Genomic DNA, 19,779 nt, shown 5'->3' with positions numbered 1-19,779 from the left:
CCGGTTTCAAGCGCTCTGGCGTCATTTTTTCCGATTTTTGCGATTCAGGCGCGGGCAGCTTCCGTCTACCGTTGCTGCCGCGGCGTGAGAAAACGGGGAAGAATGCGAGGCGGCCGCTGCCGCGCGAGGCAGCGCGTCACGGCTGAACGCCGCGACTCGTAGGGGAAGAAAAACGAAGAGGTGACGCTGACGCGCGCTTCAATGCTCGCGCGAAGACGCGGAGCGAGCCGCCTGGGCGCGCGGCATGAACTGGATCGGCGCGAGGCCGAGCAACCCGGTCAGTTCGCCTGCAGGCTGGGCCAGTTCGCCGATGGTATGGCAGTCGAGTTCCGCGAGAAACGCATCGCGCGCCGCGGCCAGCGCGTGCTTGAGTCGGCATTGCGGCTCGATGACGCAGCTGCGCCGGTCGCCATGTTCGTCCGGAAAGCAGCCGACGAGCGAGAAGTCGCTCTCTGTCTCACGGACAACGGCGCCAACGCTCAGATCGAGCGACGCCGGTGCGAGCCGCAAGCCGCCATTGCGTCCGCGAACGGTGTCGACCCAGCCGAGCTCGCCCAGGCGCTGCACCACTTTCATCAGATGATTCTTCGAAACGCCGTAGGCGTCCGAAATCTCCTGGATCGTGGCCAGGCTGTCGCGACGCAGCGCGAGATACAGCATCACGCGCAAGGAATAGTCGGTGTAGTCGGTCAGTCTCATGGCGATCGCAATGACAGAGAGGGTGCAGGTGACAGAACCCATACAATAACATGCAGTTAGCATGCAGGTTTTGCCTGGACTGAGTATCATTGTCACTCCGATGGACGCTTCGCAGGGCTTGGCAGCTTGCATGCGGCCCGTTGTCGCATCGTGCCGGCGCCCCGCCGCCGACTACACTCCAGGCACTTCAGGCATCACCCAGGCCCCAAATGACTCGCCCCGACACCCCTCCCGCTGCCGCGCTGCACGCCCGGCCAACTGAAGAAAACATCCGCGAACTCGTCTACGCGTTCTACGACCGCGTGCGCGACGACGCCATGCTCGGCCCGGTGTTCGACGGCGTGCTCGCTGGACGTTGGGACGAACATCTGCCCAAGATGTGCCGCTTCTGGTCGAGCCTCGTGCTCGGCACCAAAAGCTACCGCGGCAACGTGCAGCAGGCGCACGATCCGGTGCCTGGCGTCGAGCCGCAGCATTTCAGCCGCTGGCTCTATCTTTTCCTCGATACGGTTCAGGGTCGCTACGAGCCCGCGGCAGCGGTGCAGTTCATGGAACCCGCGCTGCGTATCGCGCAAAGCCTGCAACTGAGTCGCTTTGGCTGGGACTACACGATTCCACCCGAGCAACAGGCGATTCTCGATCGCGTGGCGCCTCGCAGGCGCCACGCCGGGCACGGTCATGACTTGCCAACGCGCCCGACCGGCGAGCCGTTTCCGGCCCGTTTCGTTGGCCGCCAGATGGATGTCGGCGAGAACACGCCCGCGGAGTGAGCGCATCTGCTTCAAGCGGTATATCCGAATCGGCGGTTAGTTGCGTTAAATAGGGGCGCGGGTGAGCTGAGTCCGTCCCTTCGCCCCTGCGGACGAGCGCCTAGCTGGATTCCCGCGACGCATTCCCCGAGGCCACCCCCCAGCGCGCCAGCGCCTTATCGTCACTCTCGCGGGCATCGACCCAGCGCGCGCCCTGCTCCGTCACTTCCTTCTTCCAGAACGGCGCCTCGGTCTTGAGGTAGTCCATGACGAACTCGCAGGACGCGAACGCGTCGCCGCGATGCTTCGAGGTCGTCGCGACCAGCACGATCTGGTCGAGCGGCGCGAGCTTGCCCACCCTGTGCACGATCAGCACCTCGATGCCGGCCCAGCGTCGTTGTGCATCGTCGACGATCGCCTCCAGCGCCTTCTCGGTCATGCCCGGATAGTGCTCGAGTTCGAGCGAGGCGATCGTGCTGCCGTCGTTCAGATCGCGCACCGTGCCGACGAAGCACGCCACCGCACCGATCGCCGGATTGCGCGCGCGCAGTTGCGCAACTTCGGTGGTGAGATCGAAATCTTCCGTTTGTACGCGCACGGGCATCGTGAGTCTCCTGTGGCGCTCAGCCGCCCGTCACCGGCGGGAAAAAGGCGACTTCGCAGCCCTCGGTGATACGCGTGCGCGGATCCGTCATCACGTGATTGCAAGCCATGCGCAGCGCGCGGCCTTCCGCCAGCGTCTCGGCCCACACACCGCCGCGCGCACGCAGCCAGCCGCGCACATCGCCGACCGTCACGATGGCATCTGGCAGCGTGACCGTTTCGTCCGCGACGCCTAGCGCCTCGCGCACACTCGCAAAAAATTTCAACTGGATCTTCATCGCTCGAGGCTTTTCAGTACAGCAATTCGGTGAACGGAATAAAGCGCACGGTCTCGCCGGCGCTGATCGCATGATTGGGCGGATTGTCGATGAGACCGTCGCCCCAGACCGTGGACGTGAGGACCGCGGAACTCTGGTTCGGGAACAGGTCGAGACCGCCAGCCGGGTTCACGCGCGCTCGCAGGAATTCGTTGCGGCGGTCGCTCTTCGCCTGGGTGAAGTCGGCGCGCAGCGAGAGCGCGCGCGGGCTCACCTGCGTCGCGCCCGCAAGGCGCAGCAGGAACGGACGAACGAACAACAGAAAGGTGACGAAACTCGACACCGGGTTGCCCGGCAACCCGATGAAAAACGCCTCGCCGGTTTCCGCGTCCGCCGCCCCCTGCGTCCGACGCACCGCGCCGAACGCGAGCGGCTTGCCCGGCTTCATCGCGATCTGCCACAGGTTGATGCGCCCTTCGGCCTCGACGGCGGGCCGCACGTGATCCTCCTCCCCGACCGAGACACCGCCCGAAGTGAGGATGAGGTCGTGGCCAGCGGCCGCCTCGCGCAGCGTCGCGCGCGTGAGCTCGAGCTGGTCCGGCACGATGCCGTAGTCGGTGACTTCGCAGCCGAGATTGCGCAAGAGGCTCGTGAGCGTGAAGCGGTTCGAGTTGTAGATCGCGCCGGGTTTGAGCGGCTCGCCGGGCATCGTCAGTTCGTCGCCGGTGAAGAACACCGCGACCTTCACGCGGCGCACGACGGTGAGCGTGGCGCACCCCACCGACGCCGCGAGCCCGAGTGCCGCCGGCGTGAGGCGCGTGCCCGCCGGCAGGATCACCGTATTCTTGCGGATATCGGCGCCCTGCGCCGTGATCCATTCGCCCGCCTTGGGCGCGTGCAGAAAGGTGACGGCGCCTTGCGCGGCCTCGGTCTGCTCCTGCATCACCACGGCGTCTGCGCCCGGCGGCACCGTCGCGCCCGTGAAGATGCGCGCGGCCGTGCCTGCCGCGAGCGGTTGTGGCGCGTGGCCCGCGGCAATGCGCTGCGAAACCGGCAGACGGCGGCTGCCTTGCGCGAGATCGGCCACGCGCACCGCGTAGCCGTCCATTGCGCTCGTATGCATCGGCGGCACGTCGAGCGGCGAGACGACGTCTGCGGCGAGCACGCGGTTCAGCGCGTCGAACGTCGAAATCGTTTCGGCACCGGCGAGAGGCTTCGCCGCGGCAAGCAGCGTGGCGAGGGCGTCGGCAGTGGAGAGCATCGGCGCGCGCGGTGCGGGCGCCGGCGCAGCGGAAGACGGGGACGTAGGCGTGGACATCGAGGTCGTCTCGGACGTGGGCGGCGGGGCCGCCAGCAGCGGTTGGTCTGTCGTTATTGTAGCGGCGCGACCGGCGCGCCGTGCCTTATGCCGTGGATATCCCTGGCGCGCAATGCCTGCGAGTGCGCAGGCCCGGCTGAAGTGATGCAGCGCGCGGGTGCGATCGACCCGCCGACGCGTAAAAGCCGATGCGATGTCCACGCGCCGGGACCGCGAACCGATCCGGCCCCGGCTGCGTCCATCAGTGCGCCGTGTGCGCGGCGATATAGTCCTTCACGCGCTGCGCGTCGGCAGGCACGACTTCGAAGCGCTGCGGCAGCGCCTCGAGGCCTTCGAACGCCGCCGGACGCTCCGGCTCGCGGTCCAGCGCTTCGCGGATCGTCTCGCCGAATTTCACCGGCTGCGCGGTTTCGAGCACGATCATCGGCACACCGGGCTGCAGGTGTTCGCGGGCGACCTTCACGCCGTCGGCCGTATGGGTGTCGATCATCGTCTTGTACCGCGAGTAGATGTCGCGAATCGTGGCGATGCGGTCGTCGTGGCTGCTGCGGCCCGAAACGAAGCCGAACTGCTTCACGCGCACGAAGTCGCCGCTCGCCACGAGATCGAAACCGCCCTTCTCCTCGACGTCGCGGAACAACTGCGTCACGCGCGCCGGGTCGCGGCCCAGCAAGTCGTAGACGAAGCGCTCGAAGTTCGACGCCTTCGAGATGTCCATGCTCGGGCTAGTCGTGTGATACGTCTCGGCCGAGCCGCGCACGCGGTAAATGCCGGTGCGGAAGAACTCGTCGAGCACGTCGTTCTCGTTGGTCGCGACCACGAGCTTTTCGATCGGCAGACCCATCATGCGCGCGATATGGCCCGCGCACACGTTGCCGAAGTTGCCCGAGGGCACCGTGAACGAGACGCGCTCGTCGTTCGACTTCGTCGCCGCGAAGTAGCCGGCGAAGTAGTACACGACCTGGGCCACGACGCGCGCCCAGTTGATCGAGTTGACCGTGCCGATCTTCTGCTGCGACTTGAACGCGTGGTCGTTCGAAACGGCCTTGACGATGTCCTGGCAGTCGTCGAACACGCCTTCCACGGCCAGATTGAAGATGTTCGGGTCCTGCAGGCTGAACATCTGCGCCGTCTGGAACGCGCTCATCTTCTTGTGCGGCGACAGCATGAACACGCGCACGCCCTTCTTGCCACGCATCGCGTATTCCGCCGCGCTGCCGGTGTCGCCCGACGTCGCGCCGAGAATGTTCAGCTCCTGGCCGGCCTTCGCGAGCGCGTACTCGAACAGGTTGCCGAGCAGCTGCATCGCCATGTCCTTGAACGCGAGCGTCGGACCGTTCGAGAGTTCGAGCAGCGAGAGCGGCGCGCCGTTTTCCTCGCCGAGCGTGGTGAGCGGCGTGATCTTGCTTGCGTCTTCGCCATGGCGCACGTTGCGGTACGTCTCGCCCGTGTAGGTGCGGCGCGTGATGTCGCGCAGATCGTCGGCCGGAATGTCACCCGCGAACTTCGAGAGGATCTCGAACGCGAGGTCCGCGTACGAAAGGCCGCGCCAGCGCGCCAGTTCTTCCTTGCTGATCTGCGGATACCCGGCCGGCAGATACAGGCCGCCGTCGCGCGCGAGGCCGCCCAGCAGGATGTCGGAAAACGAATGATGCTCGCCGGCGCCCGCGCCGCGCGTAGATACGTAATTCATAGCCCTTGCCTTAGTTCAGTCCTTCCATACGCAGCTTCGTGACCTGCGACTTCACCGTCGCGAGCTTTTCGATCTGCGCGATCGCCGCGTTGACGTTCTTCTCGATCGTCTCGTGCGTGATCAGGATGATGTCGGTTTCCGCCTTGCCTTGCGCGTCGACCTGCTCCGCTTCCTTTTGCAGCAGCGCGTCGATCGAGATGCCGCTGTCCGCGAGGATGCGCGTGATGGCCGCCATCACGCCGGTCTGGTCCGCCACGCGCAGGCGCAGGTAGTAGCCGCTCGTGACTTCGTCGATCGGCAGGATCGGCGTGTTCGAGAGGCTGTCCGGCTGGAACGCCAGATGCGGCACACGGTGCTCGGGGTCGGCCGTGTGCAGACGCGTCACATCGACGAGATCGGCCACCACGGCGGATGCCGTCGGCTCCGCGCCCGCGCCCTTGCCGTAGTAGAGCGTCGTGCCGACCGCGTCGCCGTGCACGACCACGGCGTTCATTGCGCCTTCCACGTTCGCGAGCAGGCGCTTGGCCGGAATCAGCGTGGGATGCGTGCGCAGCTCGATGCCGCGATCGGTGCGGCGCGCGATGCCGAGCAGCTTGATGCGATAGCCCAGTTCTTCCGCGTACTTGATGTCGATGGCGTCGAGCTTGCTGATGCCTTCCACATAGGCTTTGTCGAACTGCACGGGCACGCCGAACGCGATCGCGCTCATGATCGTCGCCTTGTGCGCGGCGTCCACGCCTTCGATGTCGAAGGTCGGATCGGCTTCGGCGTAGCCCAGTTCCTGCGCGGCTTTCAATGCGGTCGCGAAGTCGAGCCCGCGCTCGCGCATTTCCGAGAGGATGTAGTTGGTCGTGCCGTTGATGATGCCGGCGATGTACTGGATGCGGTTGGCCGTGAGACCTTCGCGCAGCGCCTTGATGATGGGGATGCCGCCCGCCACCGCCGCCTCGAACGCGACCATCACGCCCTTGGCGCGCGCCGCTTCGAAGATCTCCGTGCCGTGCACTGCCAGCAGCGCCTTGTTCGCCGTAACGACATGCTTGCCGCTGGCAATGGCGCGCAGCACGAGATCCCTGGCGAGCGTCGTGCCGCCGATCATTTCGGCGACGATCGAAATCGCGGGATCGTCGACCACGGCGTTGAAGTCGGTCGTCAGCTCGACGCTGCCGGCTTCACTGCCGAGCGCCGCCGTGGCCTTGGCCGGGTTGCGCACGGCGATGCGCGCCACCTCGATGCCGCGGCCCGCGCGGCGTTTGATTTCTTCCTGGTTGCGGCGCAGTACCGTGAAGGTGCCGCTGCCCACCGTGCCGAAGCCCAAGAGACCTACTTTGATCGGATCCATGCAGCGTGTGTTCGTCCAAGTGTTTGAAAAGGGGATGCGTGTGACTGGCTCAGGTGCCGTGCCGCTGACGATAACCGTCGAGGAAGCGCGCGATGCGGTTGATCGAATCGGTCAGGTCGTCGACGTTCGGCAGGAACACCACGCGGAAGTGGTCCGGCTGCTTCCAGTTGAAGCCCGTGCCCTGCACGAGCAGCACGCGCTCCTGCAAGAGCAGATCGAGGATGAACTGCTGGTCGTTCTCGATCGGATAGAGCTTCGGGTCGAGGCGCGGGAACATGTAGAGCGCCGCTTCCGGCTTCACGCAGGTCACGCCCGGAATGGCCGTGAGCATGTTGTACGCCAGTTCGCGCTGGCGATAGAGGCGACCGCCCGGCTGGATCAGCTCGTTGATGCTCTGGTAGCCGCCCAGCGCCGTCTGGATCGCGTACTGGCCCGGCACGTTCGCGCACAGGCGCATCGAGGCGAGAATGCCGAGACCTTCCGTGTAGTCCTTCGAGCGACGGCGGTTTTCCCCCGTCATGCCCGAGAGGAACATCCAGCCCGCGCGGTAGCCGCACGCGCGATAGCTCTTCGACAGGCTGTTGAGCGTGACGGTGATCACGTCTTCCGAGAGCGAGCCGAGCGCCGTGTGCGTCTTGCCGTCGTAGATGATCTTGTCGTAGACCTCGTCGGCGAACAGGATCAGGCCGTGCTCGCGCGCGATCGCAACGAGCCCGCGCAGCAGGTCGTCCGAATAAAGCGCGCCGGTCGGGTTGTTCGGGTTGATGACGACGATCGCGCGCGTGTTCGGCGTGATCTTCGAGCGGATGTCGTCGAGGTCGGGCATCCACGCGTTCGACTCGTCGCAGATGTAGTGCACGGGCGTGCCGCCCGAAAGGCTCACCGCCGCCGTCCACAGCGGATAGTCGGGCGCGGGCAGCAGCACTTCGTCGCCGTCGTTCAGGAGCGCCTGCATGGCCATCACGATCAGTTCGGACGCGCCGTTACCGATGTAGATGTCGTCGAGCTCGACGCCCTTGATGCCCTTTTGCTGCGCGTAATGCATGATCGCCTTGCGCGCGGCGAACACGCCCTTCGAATCCGAATAGCCCGAGGAGCCCGGCAGGTTCAGGATCATGTCCTGAATGACTTCGTCGGGCGCGTCGAAACCGAACGGCGCGAGATTGCCGATGTTCAGCTTGATGATGCGATGGCCTTCTTCTTCGAGGCGCTTCGCGTGCTCGAGCACCGGCCCGCGGATGTCGTAGCAAACGTTCTGCAGCTTGTTGGATTTGAGAATCGGTTTCACGGCGGGCTATCGGTTATCGGTCAGTAAAGCGGTCAGAGAATCAGTCAGGGCGTCGAAGGCGAGTAAGACGCGGTAAAAGGGCTGGAACAGGCTGAAATGCCGTCGACCGGCCGGCGGATGGCGCCTTGGTGGACAGGACATGCAAGGGAGCCGGAGGGGCGCCCCCGGCGGGACAAAAGCCGTGCACGATTGCGTGGGGAGCACCGGGCGCACGCGCGACGCTTCGCAAACGGTGCGCTGGCCAACCCGACTACACCAAAACCGCCCCAGCAGCTTGTGGCTGCCCTCGCCCGATGCGCGGATGGCGCGCGTAGCGGCCTGCCGGCGCGGTCTACCCGCGGGCGCCGCCGCAGCGGCGGCTAAAAAGCTATAATTTAGCGGATTTTGACCAACTTCCGCAATGCGCAATCGGCCACGAGGCGGGTCGCGAAGCGGGTGACACGGCGGGCTGCAAGGCGGTTCGCCGAGGCCGGCGGCGGCACAGGATATGCGCCCTCTCGCTTGCGCACCCGACCTGCCCTTACCCCGGAACCCCGTTTTGAAACTACATCAGGACTCCAGCGCCGCGCTGAACACCGTGACCGGTTACGGCGCCGACTACGTCGAAGTGAACCTCGAACGCCATACGGGCAGCATCATCGTGATGCCCGAATCGCCGGTCACCCTCTGGCCGGTGCAGTCGTTCGACGCCCTCACGCCTGAACTCTTCGAGCTGCTTGTGCCGCTGAACCCCGAAGTGGTCGTCTTCGGCAGCGGGGAGCGGTTGCGCTTTCCGCATCCGCGCCTGACCGCGGCGCTCGCCAGGAAGCGCATCGGTGTGGAGGCGATGGACTTCAAGGCCGCCTGCCGCACCTACAACATCCTCATGGCCGAAGGCCGCCGTGTGGCGGCCGCGCTTCTGATCGAAAGCTGACGCGCCTTAAGCTTGCCATCAGGTCGCCGCGCGGCGGCGTAGTACACTTGCGCGCCGTGTGCGTAGCGCGCGCCCCGGACCCGGCCGCACACCGCGCGCGGCCAGCGCGCGCTTCGCACCCCGACCGCAACGACTGCAACAAGAACAGGCTGAAACCCATGAACGATACGCCATCGAGGCTACCGCTCAACCGCAGCGCGATCCTGCTCCTGATCCTCGCCCTCGCCGTGATCTGGTTCCTGCCGCTCGGCTGGCGCCACCTGCTGCCGAGCGACGAAGGCCGCTACGCCGAAATGGCGCGCGAAATGCTCGCGAGCGGCGACTGGATCACGCCGCGCTACAACGACTACAAGTACTTCGAAAAGCCGCCGCTGCAAACCTGGATGAACGCGCTCACGTTCGCGTGGTTCGGCATCGGCGAGTGGCAGGCGCGCCTCTACACGGCGCTCACCGGCTTCGCGGGCGTGCTGCTGATCGGCTTCACCGGCGCGCGCGTGTTCAACGCCGCCACGGGCTTCTTCGCCGCGGTCGTGCTCGCCTGCGCGCCGTACTGGAACCTGATGGGCCACTTCAACACGCTCGACATGGGCCTGGCATTCTGGATGCAGCTCACGCTGTGCGCGCTGCTGCTCGCCCAGCGCCCGACCCTGCCCAAGGCGAACGCGCGCCTGTGGATGTGGGTGTGCTGGGCCGCCATGGCGATGGCGGTGCTGTCCAAGGGCCTCGTCGGCCTGATCCTGCCAGGCGCCGTGCTGGTGCTCTATACGGCGATTTCGCGCGACTGGGCGCTCTGGAAGCGCCTCTATCTCGTGAGCGGTCTGATCGTCTTCTTCGCGATCGTGTCGCCGTGGTTCATCCTCGTGCAGCAGCGCAATCCCGAGTTCTTCAACTTCTTCTTCATCGTCCAGCAGTTCCAGCGCTACCTCACGCCCGCGCAGAACCGCCCCGGCCCGTTCTACTACTTCGTGCCGGTCATGCTGGTGGGCTTCCTGCCGTGGCTTTCGGTGAGCGTGCAGAGCGTGCGCCATGCGCTGCGCGCGCCGCGCCAGCCCAACGGGTTCTCGCCCGTCATGCTGATGCTCGTGTGGACGGTGTTCATTTTCCTGTTCTTCAGCGCCTCGCACTCGAAGCTCGTCTCCTACGTCCTGCCGATCGCGCCGCCCGTGGCGCTCATCATCGGCATGTATCTGCCGGTCATGACGCGCGCCCAGTGGAACAAGCACCTCGCGGGCTACGCGGTGTTCGCCGTCGCGCTGATGGCGGGCTCGTTCGTGCTCACGCGGCTTGGCGACGCGCGCAATCCCAACGCGCTCTACCGCGAGTTCCAGGTCTGGGTGTTCGCCGCGGCCGCGGTGGCCTTCGTCGTCACCATGGTCGGCCTGCGCCTGAACCGCGCGAAACGCACGCCCGAAACCGGTGCGCGCGCGCCAGCCGTTGCGCTCGGCACCGCGTGGCTGCTGCTCGCGACCATTGCGGGCACGGGCCACGACGTGTTCGGCACGCTGAGTTCCGGCGCGCCGCTCGCGCCCGCTGTGCGCGCCGCCATTGCGAAGCTGCCGCCCGACACGCCGTTCTACTCGGTGGGCGTACTCGACCATACGATGCCTTTCTACGTGCGCCATACGATGACGATGGTCGAGGTCACCGACGAGCTGGCGTTCGGCATCTCCGAGGAGCCGCAAAAATGGGTGCCGACCATTGCCGACTGGGAGGCGCGCTGGAAGTCCGACCGCTATGCGCTCGCGCTGCTTCCCGTGAAGCGCTACGAAGAGCTGGCCGCGCAGGGCCTGCCGATGCAGGTTGTCGCGCGCGACGCGCGGCGCGTGATCGTTGAAAAGCCGCAATCCTGAGCGCTTCCTGGCCCCGATTGACGCATGGGCGATAATCGGGCCGCGCCGCGCCGGTTCGGCCTACCCGGGCCGGCCGCCCTGCGCGCCTTGGCCCGGGCTCCCGCCCCAACCCGACAACCCGTTGAACCACCCTTTCCGATGAATCCGATTTCCCTCATCTGCATCCTCGCCGGCGTCGGCCTCAACGCCTGCGCGCAACTGTTGCTGAAAGCGGGTGTCAATGCCGTTGGACACTTCGAATTCAGCCGTGCGAACATCTTGCCCATTGGCCTGAAGCTCGCGACGCAAGTGCCGATTCTCGGCGGCCTCACCTGCTACGTGTTCAGCGTGGTCGTGTGGATCGTCGGGCTCTCGCGCGTGGACGTCTCGATCGCCTACCCGATGCTCTCGCTCGGCTACGTGGTCAACGCGTTCGCGGCGTGGTATCTGTTCGGCGAGGTGCTGAGCGTGCAGCGGCTCGTGGGCATCGGCATCATCCTGATCGGCGTGTTCGTGCTGGCGCGCAGCTGACGCGCCGCGGCGCGCTGTGGCGCGCGTGGCGAGGCCGCTTGCAGCGCGGCATATTGCGCCCATATAAGTATTTCGTAAGATGCGCCGCGGCGGCCTTGCCGCCCGGCCCCACTTTCTGACGAGCAAAGAGCAAAGCACTCATGACCCAGTCATCCCCGCAGTCGACCCTTCCGTTCCTGCCGTTCGTGCGTCCCGAAATCGACGAGGAAACCATCCAGGGCGTCGCCGACGTGCTGCGCTCGGGCTGGATCACGACCGGCCCGCAGAACCAGGCGTTCGAAGCGGCGCTCTCGGAGTATTGCGGCGGCCGTCCGGTGCGCACTTTCAACTCGGGCACGGCGACGCTCGAAATCGGTTTGCGCCTTGCCGGCGTGGGTCCCGGCGACGAAGTCATCACGACGCCCGCGTCGTGGGTTTCCACGAGCAACGTGATCTACGAGGTGGGCGCGACGCCGGTGTTCGCCGACATCGATCCCGTCACGCGCAACATCGACCTCGACAAGCTCGAAGCCGCCATCACGCCGAAGACCAAAGCCATCATCCCGGTCTTTCTCTCGGGCCTGCCCGTCGACATGGACCGGCTCTACGCGATCGCCCGCCAGCACAAGCTGCGCGTAATCGAGGACGCCGCGCAGGCGTTCGGCTCGAGCTGGAACGGCAAGCGCATCGGCGCGATCGGCGACATCGTCTCGTTCAGCTTCCACGCCAACAAGAACCTCACGTCGATCGAAGGCGGCGCGCTCGTCCTCAACGACGAAGCCGAGGCCGTGCTCGCGCAGAAATACCGTCTCCAGGGCATTACGCGCACGGGCTTCGACGGCATGGACTGCGACGTGCTCGGCGGCAAGTACAATCTCACGGATGTGGCGGCGCGCGTCGGGCTCGGCCAGCTCAAGCACATCGAGCGTTTCATCCGGCAGCGCCGCGAGCTTGCGCGGGCTTACTTCGCGGGCTTCGAAGGCGGCGCGGCGGTTAAGCTCGGCGTCGGCCTGCCGTTCGCCGATTTCGCCAACAGCAACTGGCACATGTTCCAGATCACGCTGCCGCTCGACACGCTCGCGATCGACCGCGCCGGTTTCATGGGCGAACTCAAGGAGCGCGGCATCGGCTCGGGCGTGCATTACCCGGCCATCCACCTCTTCACGCTCTACCGCGAGCGTGGTTTCAAGGCGGGCATGTTCCCGCACGCGGAGCGCTTCGGTGCGAGCACGGTCACGCTGCCGCTCTTCACGCAGATGACCGAAGCCGACGTGGCGCGCGTGTGCAGCGCAGTGAACGAGATTTGCGCGAAGTTTGCGAAGTAGTTGGCAAAACAGGCAGTAACGGAAGTCGGGGACGGGATAACGCCGCTCTGACGGGCATGGGACCCGTGGCAGCGCTACAGCGCCAACTCGGGTCGACACAGGGGAAACGCAGGCGGACGGCGCGGCGCATGCGCCGCCGATTTGCGCATGCAGCAAACCGCAGCATCCAATAACGGAATCGACGCACACATGAGTCAAACGGAACAAGGCACCTTGACCCCGGACACGCCGGAAGTCTCGGTCATCATTCCGGTCTACAACGAGGAAGCTGGCCTTCCCGAGCTGTTCGCGCGCCTGTATCCGGCGCTCGACAAGCTCGGCACCTCGTACGAAGTGATCTTCATCAACGACGGTAGCCGCGACCGCTCGGCCGCGATGCTCGCGGAGCAGTTCCGCGCGCGGCCCGATACCACGCGCGCGATCCTGCTCAACGGCAACTACGGCCAGCACATGGCGATTCTCGCGGGCTTCGAGCAGGCCCGCGGCGAGATCGTCATCACGCTCGACGCCGATCTGCAGAATCCGCCCGAGGAAATTGGCAAGCTCGTCGAGAAGATGCGCGAGGGCTACGACTACGTCGGCACCATCCGCAAGCAGCGCCAGGACAGCCTCTGGCGGCGCAAGGCCTCGCAGGCGATGAACCGTCTGCGCGAGCGCATCACGCGCATCAAGATGACCGATCAGGGCTGCATGCTGCGCGCGTACAACCGCCGCATCATCGACACGATCAACCGCTGCGGCGAAATCAACACCTTCATCCCGGCGCTCGCGTACACGTTCTCGCAGAACCCGGTCGAGGTGGAGGTCGCGCACGAGGAGCGCTTCGCGGGCGAATCGAAGTACTCGCTCTACAGCCTCATTCGCCTGAATTTCGACCTCGTGACGGGCTTCTCCGTCGTGCCGCTGCAATGGCTTTCGTTCATCGGCGTGATCCTCTCGCTCGGCTCGGCAGGCCTCTTCCTGCTGCTGCTGATTCGCCGCTTCGTCCTCGGCGCGGAAGTGCAAGGCGTGTTCACGCTCTTCGCCATCACGTTCTTCCTGCTCGGCGTGATCATCTTCGCGCTCGGGCTGCTCGGCGAGTACATCGGCCGCATCTACCAGCAGGTGCGTGCGCGTCCGCGTTACCTGATCCAGACGATCCTCGAGGAGCGCAATGGCCGCGCCGTCGTCGATACGCCGCGCCAGGATTTCATGCAGGCGGCCGCCTTCGCGCAACCGGCTGAACCCGCGCGAGCGGCGGGTGCGGCTGCAAGGCCGGCCACCACGAACGCGGCCAACGAAGGAGCCGGCCAATGAAACCGCGCGCCGTTGTGTTCGCGTATCACAACGTGGGCGTGCGCTGTCTGCAGGTGTTGCTCGCGGGCGGCGTCGACGTTGCGCTCGTCGTCACGCATGAAGACAGCCCGACCGAAAACATCTGGTTCGGCAGCGTGAAGTCGGTGGCCGAGGAGCATGGCATCGAAGTCGTCACGCCCGCCGACCCGAAGAGCGCCGAGTTGCGCGCGGCCGTTTCGGCAGCGCGCCCGGACTTCATCTTCTCGTTCTACTACCGGCACATGCTGCCCGTGGACCTGCTCGCCCTCGCCGGGCGCGGCGCGTACAACGTGCACGGCTCGCTCCTGCCGAAATACCGCGGCCGCGTGCCCACGAACTGGGCCGTGCTCAACGGCGAAACCGAAACGGGCGCCACGCTGCACGAAATGGGCGCGAAGCCCGACGCGGGCGCGATCGTCGCCCAAACCCCGGTGCCGATCCTGCCCGACGACACCGCCGCGCAGGTCTTCGACAAGGTGACGGTCGCGGCCGAGCAGACGCTTTGGCGCGTGCTGCCCGCGCTTATCGCGGGCGAAGCGCCGCATCTGCCGAACGATCTCACGAAGGGCAGCTACTACGGTGGGCGCAAGCCGGAAGACGGCCGCATCGACTTCGGCGAGAGCGCGCAGCACGTGTACAACCTGATCCGCGCCGTCGCGCCGCCCTATCCGGGCGCGTTCACCGACATCGGCAACGAACGTTTCGTGATTGCCCGCGCGCGTCTCGTGCGCCCCGGCTCGCAAGACGCCGAAAGGGTCCGCCCCCTCGCCGGATTGCCCGTGGGCATCCACGTAAGCGATAATGCGCTTTTCGCCGTTTGCGGCGACGCACGCGCCATCGCGATCCACGAACTGCGGCATCAGCATAACGGTCAGGAGACCGTCATCAGCCCCGCCGCGTTCTCCGAACTCATTTCATCTGTCCCCCGTCCATGACCAAAAAAGTTCTGATCCTGGGTGTGAACGGCTTTATCGGCCACCACCTCTCCAAGCGCATCCTCGAAAGCACGAACTGGGAAGTGTTCGGCATGGACATGCAGACGGATCGCCTCGGCGACCTCGTCAAGCATGAGCGGATGCACTTCTTCGAAGGCGACATCACGATCAACAAGGAGTGGGTCGAGTACCACGTCAAGAAGTGCGACGTGATCCTGCCGCTGGTCGCCATCGCGACGCCCGCCACCTACGTGCAGCAGCCGCTGCGCGTGTTCGAGCTCGACTTCGAAGCGAACCTGCCGATCGTGCGTTCGGCCGTGAAGTACCGCAAGCACCTCGTCTTCCCGTCGACATCGGAAGTCTATGGCATGTGCTCGGACGAGCAGTTCGACCCGGATGCGTCCGCCCTGACCTACGGCCCGATCAACAAGCCGCGCTGGATCTACGCGTGCTCGAAGCAGCTGATGGACCGCGTGATCTGGGGCTACGGTATGGAAGGCCTGAATTTCACGCTGTTCCGTCCGTTCAACTGGATCGGCCCGGGCCTCGACTCGATCTACACGCCGAAGGAAGGTTCGTCGCGCGTCGTGACGCAGTTCCTCGGCCACATCGTGCGCGGCGAGAACATCAGCCTCGTGGATGGCGGCGCGCAAAAGCGCGCGTTCACCGACATCGACGACGGCATCGCGGCGCTGATGAAGATCATCGAGAACAAGGACGGCGTCGCCACGGGCAAGATCTACAACATCGGCAACCCGACCAACAACTTCTCGGTGCGCGAACTCGCGCATAAGATGCTCGCGCTCGCCGCCGAATTCCCGGAATACGCGGAAACGGCCAAGAAGGTGCAGTTGGTCGAAACGTCGTCGGGCGCGTACTACGGCGCGGGCTACCAGGACGTGCAGAACCGCGTGCCGAAGATCGACAACACGAAGCAGGAACTCGGCTGGGCGCCGAAGTCGACCTTCGACGAAGCGCTGCGCAAGATCTTCGAAGCATACCGCGGCCATGTCGCCGAAGCGCGTGCGCTCGTCGAGCAACATTAAGCGTTAGAGAAAGGTCATCGCCTCTTGGCCCGCATCGTCCTGAAAATCGACGTCGACACGCTGCGCGGTACCCGCGAAGGCGTGCCGAATCTCGCGCGCATCTTCGACCGCTACAAGGCGCGCGCCACGTTCCTGTTCAGCCTCGGCCCCGATCACACGGGCTGGGCGCTGCGTCGCGTGTTGCGACCTGGCTTTCTCAAGAAGGTCTCGCGCACGTCGGTGGTCGAGCACTACGGCGTGAAGCAGCTGATGTACGGCGTGCTGCTGCCGGGGCCCGACATCGGCGTGGAAGCCGCGGCGGAAATGCGCGCGATTCACGAAGCCGGCTTCGAGTGCGGCATCCATACGTGGGATCACGTGTACTGGCAGGACAACGTGCGCAAGCGCGACGCGCGGTGGACCGCGCGCCAGATGCAGAAGAGCCACGACCGCTTCACGCGGATCTTCGGCACGCCGCCCGTCACGCACGGCGCGGCAGGCTGGCAGATGAACGAAGCCGCCTTCGAGCAGATCGACACGTGGGGCATGCGCTACGCCTCCGACGGGCGCGGTCATTCGCCCTACCGTCCGGTGGTGGCGGGCCGCACGCTGAACCACGTGCAGATGCCCACCACGCTGCCCACGCTCGACGAGGTGCTCGGTGTCGATGGCGTCGATACCGATACGGTCGCGGCGTGGATGCTCAAGCGCACCGAAAACAACCCGCACGATCAGGTCTTCACGCTGCACTCCGAACTCGAAGGCCAGAAGCTCGCACCGGTGTTCGAACAGCTGCTCGCCGGCTGGCGCGCACAAGGCCATACGTTTGCCACGATGGGCGACTACCATGCGACGCTGGACCCGGATTCGCTGCCATCGTACCCTGTCACCTGGGGCGAGATCGCCGGCCGCTCCGGCCAGCTGATCGTGCAGCCCGACTGAATCCGCCGCCTGCGCGCCGCGGGGTGTCTGCCAGGACCCGCGCCCGCGCAACACCGCCCGCCGCGGGCGGCACGCCGTCCCGGCGAAACGGCGCCGTGCGCTGCGGCAAAGCCAGCCAATAACAAAGGGAGAGCCACGTGCCTGACGTGACCATCGCAGTCGACCACCCCGTCCCGGACTTCACCGCCCCTGCTACCGGCGGCGACTTCACGCTGTCGAGCCTGAAGGGCAGCAAGGTGGTGCTGTACTTCTATCCGAAAGACAACACGCCCGGCTGCACGACCGAAGGCCTGCAGTTCCGCGACCTCTATCCGAAGTTCAAAAAGGCCGGCGCGCAGATCGTGGGCGTGTCGCGCGACAGCGTGCGTTCGCACGATAACTTCAAGGCCAAGCTCGAACTGCCGTTTACCTTGGTATCGGATGCCGACGAAGCGCTGTGCACGCTCTTCGACGTCATCAAATTGAAGAAAATGTATGGCAAACAGGTACGAGGGATCGAACGCTCGACCTTCCTCATCGACGCGACTGGCGTGTTGCGCCAGGAGTGGCGCGGCATCAAGGTCCCGGGCCATGTCGATGAAGTGCTGGAGGCTGTACAAGCGCTTTGAGGAGCGTTATATTGGGCTGCAATGAGTGCCTGTCCAACCCTTTTTACGTCGCGTTGCGGCGGTTTCGCAGCCGGTCATGGAATGACCGGAAGGGCGTATCCGAGGCAACGGGACAACACCGAAGTGAAGCCGCTTGCCTCGTCATCCGGGGCGGCGGCTTTTTTGTTTGTTCGATGCTGTTCTCTTCCGCTTTTCTCCCCGTTCGTGCCGGCTTTGCGACCCGGCGCGCGCAAACATCAAGGAGCTGATCGAAAACCAGGCGAACCGGCATTTTCTGACATGAGCGCGCACCTTGCGCAGTAACGGCGGAGGCCTACCCGGCACCCGCACGCACCGCCCGAAAGCGCGCCTTACTGGGTAACCCCGCGACCACTCGACCCGATTTTTTCGAGGGACACCATGCCTTTGCCTACTCCCCCCAGCAAGCTCGGCAACCTGCTGCCGCCCGAAGAATACAAGGCGCGTGCCCGCACGACGCGCAGCACACGCAAGGCCGCGAGCGAGAACGACGCGGCCGACGTTGCAGAATACGGCCCCGGCAGTGTTGCCGAGCCGATGACGCAGGCCGCCAACGCCGCAACCACCTTGCGCACGGTGCCGCTTTCCAGCGCCAGCGCCGAACTGGCCGCGCTCGAACCGGTCGCACCGGCGCCCGCGCGCAACAAGCGCAACCACAACAAGCAAGTCACGGCAGCGCTGCTGCAGCCTCTCGAGGCCCGCACCGATGCCGACGAGACACCCGTTGCGCGCGGCGGCAAACCCGCCTCGGCAAAAGCGTCCGGCGGCGCCGCTGCGCCCGCCACGCGCGCCGGCACGAAAAAACGCGTGCATCCCGAAGAGAGCACCGAAGTCCAGAAGCTCTTCGTGCTCGACACCAACGTGCTGATGCACGACCCGACCTGCCTGTTCCGTTTCGAGGAACACGACGTCTATCTGCCGATGATGACGTTGGAAGAACTCGACAACCACAAGAAGGGCATGTCGGAAGTCGCGCGCAACGCGCGCCAGGTGAGCCGCACGCTCGACCAGCTGGTCGCCAATGCGGGCCCGATCTCGGAAGGCATTTCGCTTGGCCGCCTCGGCAGCCGCGAGGCGCTTGGTCGCCTGTACTTCCAGACCACGCTCACGCATATCGATCCGGTCGACGGCCTGCCCCAGGGCAAAGCCGATAACCAGATCCTCGGCGTGGTGCGCGCGCTGCAGCGCGACCGGCCGGACCGCCTCGTCGTGCTGGTGTCGAAAGACATCAACATGCGCATCAAGGCTCATGCGCTCGGCCTGCCTGCGGAAGACTACTTCAACGACCAGGTTCTCGAAGACAAGGACCTGCTCTACTCGGGCGTGCGTGCGCTCCAGCAGGACTTCTGGTCGAAGCACGCCAAGGGCATGGAGTCCTGGCAGGACACCAAGACCGGCACCACGTATTACCGCGTGACGGGTCCCGAGTGCCTCTCGATGCTCGTGAACGAGTTCGTCTATCTCGAGCCGCAGAACGGCGAACCGGCGTTCCACGCGATCGTGCGCGAGCTCAACGGCAAGACGGCGCTCCTGCAAACGCTGCGCGACTACGGCCACCACAAGAACAATGTGTGGGGCATCACGGCGCGCAACCGCGAGCAGAACTTTGCGCTGAACCTGCTGATGAATCCGGAGATCGACTTCGTCACGCTGCTCGGCCAGGCCGGCACGGGCAAGACACTCGTCGCGCTCGCGGCGGGCCTGGCCCAAGTGCTCGACGAGAAGCGCTACAACGAGATCATCGTCACGCGCGCGACCGTGCCGGTTGGCGAGGACATCGGTTTCCTGCCGGGCACCGAAGAAGAAAAGATGCAGCCCTGGATGGGCGCCTTCGACGACAACCTCGAAGTGCTTCAGAAGACCGATGACGCCGCCGGCGAATGGGGGCGCGCCGCGACCCAGGAACTGATCCGCTCGCGCCTGAAAGTCAAGAGCATGAACTTCATGCGCGGCCGCACGTTCGTGGACAAGTATCTGATCATCGACGAGGCGCAGAACCTCACGCCGAAGCAGATGAAGACGCTCGTCACGCGCGCGGGTCCGGGCACGAAGATCGTGTGTCTCGGCAACATCGCGCAGATCGACACGCCGTATCTGACCGAAGGCAGCTCCGGCCTCACCTACGTGGTGGACCGCTTCAAGGGCTGGGCGCACAGCGGCCACGTGACGCTCGCACGCGGCGAACGCTCGCGGCTTGCCGATTACGCGTCCGATATCCTGTAATCCATTCGCTTGGGCGCCGCCTTTCTGGGGCGCCCGTGCAGATGGCGAGGACCGTATCCGGGGAACCGGATACGGTCCTTTTTTATTGCCCAGGCGTCCCCCAGGCACAACAGTTGGCGCACGAACTTCAAGTAAGTTGTGAAGAATTCTTGCGAAAGCGCTGACGGGCGGGCTACCATCCGCCCATG

Annotated in this window: 18 protein-coding genes; 11 read left to right on the top strand and 7 right to left on the bottom strand. The window is 65.4% G+C overall.

Annotation, left to right across the window (positions count from 1 at the left end; genetic code table 11):
• Positions 1-198: 198 nt before the first annotated feature.
• Complete coding sequence (locus ACOJB8_RS27825; RefSeq protein WP_069267519.1) at positions 199-699, bottom strand: Rrf2 family transcriptional regulator; 501 nt, start codon at positions 697-699, stop codon at positions 199-201.
• 209 nt (positions 700-908) lie between these two features.
• Here ACOJB8_RS27825 and ACOJB8_RS27820 point away from each other — a divergent pair, with 209 nt between their 5' ends.
• Positions 909-1,469: a group III truncated hemoglobin gene (locus tag ACOJB8_RS27820; protein WP_368684034.1), complete on the top strand. Its 561-nt coding sequence runs from the start codon at positions 909-911 to the stop codon at positions 1,467-1,469.
• Between the two features lie 100 nt (positions 1,470-1,569).
• Here ACOJB8_RS27820 and ACOJB8_RS27815 read toward each other — a convergent pair whose 3' ends face one another.
• The 6 genes from ACOJB8_RS27815 to ACOJB8_RS27790 form a co-directional block, all read right to left on the bottom strand.
• Positions 1,570-2,052 (bottom strand): molybdenum cofactor biosynthesis protein MoaE, encoded by a 483-nt coding sequence (locus tag ACOJB8_RS27815; protein WP_368727104.1) that lies wholly within the window; start codon positions 2,050-2,052, stop codon positions 1,570-1,572.
• Positions 2,053-2,071: 19 nt separating this feature from the next.
• Positions 2,072-2,329 (bottom strand): molybdopterin converting factor subunit 1, encoded by a 258-nt coding sequence (gene moaD, locus ACOJB8_RS27810; RefSeq protein WP_069267522.1) that lies wholly within the window; start codon positions 2,327-2,329, stop codon positions 2,072-2,074.
• A 13-nt stretch (positions 2,330-2,342) separates the two neighbouring features.
• On the bottom strand, positions 2,343-3,569 hold the full coding sequence (locus tag ACOJB8_RS27805) for a molybdopterin molybdotransferase MoeA (protein ID WP_406954031.1): 1,227 nt from the start codon (positions 3,567-3,569) through the stop codon (positions 2,343-2,345).
• Positions 3,570-3,867: 298 nt separating this feature from the next.
• Complete coding sequence (gene thrC / locus ACOJB8_RS27800) at positions 3,868-5,319, bottom strand: threonine synthase (protein WP_069267524.1); 1,452 nt, start codon at positions 5,317-5,319, stop codon at positions 3,868-3,870.
• Positions 5,320-5,329: 10 nt separating this feature from the next.
• The gene (locus ACOJB8_RS27795) at positions 5,330-6,661 is read right to left on the bottom strand and encodes a homoserine dehydrogenase (protein WP_342945678.1); all 1,332 of its coding nucleotides are present in this window, start codon (positions 6,659-6,661) and stop codon (positions 5,330-5,332) included.
• A gap of 49 nt (positions 6,662-6,710) precedes the next feature.
• A complete protein-coding gene (locus tag ACOJB8_RS27790; protein ID WP_069267526.1) occupies positions 6,711-7,949 on the bottom strand; it encodes a pyridoxal phosphate-dependent aminotransferase in 1,239 nt (412 codons plus the stop codon).
• A gap of 538 nt (positions 7,950-8,487) precedes the next feature.
• On the opposite strand from ACOJB8_RS27790, the gene ACOJB8_RS27785 reads away from it, so the two are divergent.
• The 10 genes from ACOJB8_RS27785 to ACOJB8_RS27740 all read left to right on the top strand — a co-directional run bounded on the left by ACOJB8_RS27785 (position 8,488) and on the right by ACOJB8_RS27740 (position 19,591).
• A complete protein-coding gene (locus tag ACOJB8_RS27785) occupies positions 8,488-8,862 on the top strand; it encodes an Mth938-like domain-containing protein (protein WP_342945676.1) in 375 nt (124 codons plus the stop codon).
• 158 nt (positions 8,863-9,020) lie between these two features.
• On the top strand, positions 9,021-10,712 hold the full coding sequence (locus tag ACOJB8_RS27780; protein ID WP_342945675.1) for a glycosyltransferase family 39 protein: 1,692 nt from the start codon (positions 9,021-9,023) through the stop codon (positions 10,710-10,712).
• A 138-nt stretch (positions 10,713-10,850) separates the two neighbouring features.
• A complete protein-coding gene (locus ACOJB8_RS27775; RefSeq protein ID WP_028204911.1) occupies positions 10,851-11,222 on the top strand; it encodes an SMR family transporter in 372 nt (123 codons plus the stop codon).
• A gap of 140 nt (positions 11,223-11,362) precedes the next feature.
• Positions 11,363-12,526 (top strand): DegT/DnrJ/EryC1/StrS family aminotransferase, encoded by a 1,164-nt coding sequence (locus ACOJB8_RS27770; protein ID WP_475015525.1) that lies wholly within the window; start codon positions 11,363-11,365, stop codon positions 12,524-12,526.
• A 189-nt stretch (positions 12,527-12,715) separates the two neighbouring features.
• On the top strand, positions 12,716-13,822 hold the full coding sequence (locus ACOJB8_RS27765) for a glycosyltransferase (protein WP_256094951.1): 1,107 nt from the start codon (positions 12,716-12,718) through the stop codon (positions 13,820-13,822).
• Complete coding sequence (locus ACOJB8_RS27760; protein WP_368604210.1) at positions 13,819-14,775, top strand: formyltransferase; 957 nt, start codon at positions 13,819-13,821, stop codon at positions 14,773-14,775. Before ACOJB8_RS27765 ends, ACOJB8_RS27760 begins: the two co-directional genes overlap by 4 nt.
• Complete coding sequence (locus ACOJB8_RS27755) at positions 14,772-15,821, top strand: bifunctional UDP-4-keto-pentose/UDP-xylose synthase (protein ID WP_069267530.1); 1,050 nt, start codon at positions 14,772-14,774, stop codon at positions 15,819-15,821. The genes ACOJB8_RS27760 and ACOJB8_RS27755 overlap by 4 nt, the downstream gene beginning before the upstream one ends.
• 24 nt (positions 15,822-15,845) lie before the next feature.
• On the top strand, positions 15,846-16,742 hold the full coding sequence (locus ACOJB8_RS27750; RefSeq protein ID WP_475015523.1) for a polysaccharide deacetylase family protein: 897 nt from the start codon (positions 15,846-15,848) through the stop codon (positions 16,740-16,742).
• Between the two features lie 146 nt (positions 16,743-16,888).
• A complete protein-coding gene (locus ACOJB8_RS27745; RefSeq protein WP_028204906.1) occupies positions 16,889-17,350 on the top strand; it encodes a peroxiredoxin in 462 nt (153 codons plus the stop codon).
• Positions 17,351-17,749: 399 nt separating this feature from the next.
• Positions 17,750-19,591 carry a PhoH family protein gene (locus ACOJB8_RS27740; protein WP_069267532.1) on the top strand — a complete coding sequence of 614 codons (1,842 nt, stop codon included), beginning with the start codon at positions 17,750-17,752 and terminating at the stop codon, positions 19,589-19,591.
• Positions 19,592-19,779 lie beyond the last annotated feature (188 nt).

Source organism: Paraburkholderia sp. BR10141 (genome assembly GCF_056155635.1).
Note: the sequence above shows the minus strand (reverse complement) of the source record. Positions and strands in the feature narration are given on the sequence as shown.